Origin of the sequence: Methyloglobulus sp. (genome assembly GCF_046714055.1) — a bacterium.
Taxonomy (GTDB): Bacteria; Pseudomonadota; Gammaproteobacteria; order Methylococcales; family Methylomonadaceae; genus Methyloglobulus.
Genome location: NZ_JBKKBJ010000208.1, coordinates 1 through 2,909, shown reverse-complemented (window position 1 = coordinate 2,909; position 2,909 = coordinate 1). Strand labels below are relative to the sequence as shown.

General features: G+C 44.1%; 4 protein-coding genes. All 4 read right to left on the bottom strand.

Annotated elements, in window-relative coordinates:
* The coding region (locus tag ACLQ6D_RS12575) for a type I-C CRISPR-associated protein Cas8c/Csd1 (protein WP_411727640.1) at positions 1-1,353 on the bottom strand (1,353 nt) is incomplete at its 3' end.
* Positions 1,343-2,077, bottom strand: coding sequence for a type I-C CRISPR-associated protein Cas5c (cas5c, locus tag ACLQ6D_RS12570; protein ID WP_411727639.1), 735 nt, complete (start codon positions 2,075-2,077; stop codon positions 1,343-1,345). The genes cas5c and ACLQ6D_RS12575, both read right to left, overlap by 11 nt.
* A gap of 16 nt (positions 2,078-2,093) precedes the next feature.
* Positions 2,094-2,474: a type II toxin-antitoxin system VapC family toxin gene (locus tag ACLQ6D_RS12565; protein ID WP_411727641.1), complete on the bottom strand. Its 381-nt coding sequence runs from the start codon at positions 2,472-2,474 to the stop codon at positions 2,094-2,096.
* A gap of 63 nt (positions 2,475-2,537) precedes the next feature.
* Complete coding sequence (locus tag ACLQ6D_RS12560; protein ID WP_411727638.1) at positions 2,538-2,801, bottom strand: type II toxin-antitoxin system Phd/YefM family antitoxin; 264 nt, start codon at positions 2,799-2,801, stop codon at positions 2,538-2,540.
* Between the last annotated feature and the right edge of the window lie 108 nt (positions 2,802-2,909).

Genomic DNA, 2,909 nt, shown 5'->3' with positions numbered 1-2,909 from the left:
TTGATCTCCTTTGTTGCGGATATGGTAGGCTCTCATTAAACCCATACGGGCGTGGTTTTGGGCTTCTTCGTTGATAATGGCTTTACGCGATTCTAATAAGGCTTGTATGAACGCGGCATAAGGAATGGACTTGTTTTTGTTGAGAGCTGTACGCCACAATTCGTTGATTAACGGTGCTGGCGCATCTTTTAAATCCCTGACCAAACAACCGACTATCGCTAGAAATTTAGGGGGTGCGGCTAATTTGCCGCCATCACGGGCAATGATTTGTAAATCGTCAAACCACGCACCGATATTTTCCAATAACTCGGTCAGCCGCCCTTGCTGCCAATCCCGCACCATGACCCGCCCGGCTTGACCCGATACGGTTACGACATAATAGTAATTGTCGAGCAGGTCAGGACGCTGTCCGGCTTGAATGGCTTCTAATAGTAGTTTAGGACGCGTCGCTTGACCCGCTAAGGGTTCGCTGGGGTTTTCCAGCTCGGCAAACATATCATCGTCATTATTTTCGAGAGTATGTCCAAACCAATAGACCGCCAAGCCATTAACCAAACGTATGCTTTGATCGCTAATGAGCTTGTTAAACGTTTCAACATAACTTTTAGCAGTCACTTCATCCATTGCGGCGTTGGTTGACTTTGCTAGGCCGAAAGATTGGAACGCCTCTTTGTCAAACGCCATAAACACATCGCCCGTCCCTAAACCACCGACCGAAGACAAGCCTTTTATTTTCGGATGCGTATCTACTGGTTCTATGGCTGCACCGGTCAATAAACAACGCATGGTTGTTGCCGATTTTTTCTTGCTTTCAGCGACGCTAACAGGCTGACGCTGTGTGCGCCACCAGCCATGCCAAGCCGTGGATTTGAGCGGGTAGTTTTCGTTAATCAGAAAGGTAACGCTATCGGTGCTTTTGGGTTTGGGTTGCTGGTTTTCGATTAGGCTTTGTAATTTTTCCAATTGTTCGGGGTTATTAAGTGCTGCTGCGGCAAGTGTTAACTCCGGATAATCTTTACTGGCTAGATCAAGTTGTTGAATAAAATACTGATGTTTAGTGCGGTATTTTTGCTGTTCTTTTTTATCCGTATCGGCTTTATAGAAAAGCGCGGCAACGGCCAGGGATTCAATTAAAAATTGACTGCGTGTAACCCCTCCTGCAATCATTTCGCCTTGAGATAAGTCGGGGCAACGGGTAAAGCTCAAACCACTTTTGCCATCGCCCAAGGGCGTGATACCACTGATCTCGGCATTTTGATTAACAATAATCGCCCATTTAGCGGTTTTAACGGTAAACCCCGGTTCTGAGGTTAAACCTGTGCGTTCGGCATAAGCCAAGATTTCATTCAACATGGGCTACACCCTCCAGCTTATGAACCAGCGGGCTATAGTAATCCGGCACGTTTAACACGCCACTTTTCAATTGAGCGCGAAATACGCTAATTGCGGGTTTTGCCTGACTATCATTCACCTGATTTAAATCAAAAACATCGTAAAGCATCCAGCCCAAATCCAAGTCTATGTCAAAAGGTGGTATTTTGGTGGTGGATTTCAGCAATTCAAAATAGGCAGGAAACTCTCGGCAACCGAAAAAAGGTTGATAGAAGCATTTGCCTTGTGAGGCTCTACGCTCGAACTGGGCGTTTAAGGCATTCATGTCGGCCTTGTTGTCGCGGCTTACAATATGGGCATAAATACGATAATGGACATTTTTTAAGGCCATGGTTTGGCGTTGCGTCCGGCCTTTTTGGTCGGTTCCTAGTTCGGCGCTGGTGCCGTCCGCCCATAGCGGCGTGATGTCTTTGGTACCATTGATCCACTTTTGTATTTCTGAAGTTGATGCCTTGTCTTTAACTTCGTTGCGCCGTAGCGCTATGTATTTGGGCGGGTGCAACATTTCAATTCGGTCTATTTGCCAGTAAAAGTTGTAGTCTTTTTTAAAATAAATCGCGTCAAAAATGCCTCTGGCGGCAGAAGGTGTGATGATTGGGTAAGAGTAACGCTCTACCTTCATTTCCGGGCGGCTAAAGCAGGCTAAGTCCCCCCAGGTTTCTAAGCAGTGGGTCTGGATGTTCACATGTATTTCTCCTGATCTAAACTAGAATGATAGACTCACTGTAAAGCGAGACATATTTATCATGGGTAATTAAATGCAATGGTTCATTGATTGCTTGGGAAATCAGCATGCGGTCAAAGGGATCTTGATGATGCGGCGGTAGCTTGGCTAAAGCCAAGATATGATTGGTGTGGATAGATAATTGTTGAAAATTATTTTCAGACAATTGTTGAATTAGGGTTTCTAGGTCAGCGTTTAATTTTCCCGTCATATTTTTAATTTGAATTTCCCATAAAGAGACGTGGCTAACATAAATATCATTGTCCGGAGTCCTGATTAATCGACGGGCATTTTCAGATAGTTTTTTATCATCGTTTAGCCAATTGAGCAGAATATGCGTATCAAGGAGTAATTTCATCACAAAACCATATAAGTGTTTTAATGGGCTCCCGCTTTGAAAGTGAGACCTTCATCTTAGCAATTATTCATCGCTTGGGAAAATTGGAGAGTCGTACCACAAAGCCAACTCTTCTTCGCTCATCGGCTCATCAAAGTTATCCGCAATCCAAATCTGGCCTTTCATACTGCCCGGTGTGCGCGGCGGTTTGCGTTCAACTTTTTCGAGTGGAACTAATTTAGCGATAGGTTTACCGGCTTTGGCAATAATAATCTCTTGGCCTTGTGCGGCTTCTTCCACAAGCTTTGATAATTGTGTTTTCGCTTGATGTATATTGATTTGATACATGCTTACCTCCTAAACTAAGCTGGACTAAGTTTATCACTGCTTTTTTCTAAAACAAGTAAAATTAAACTGTTTAGGCAATATAAAGACTCAAACTTTCAGGCTTTTTAT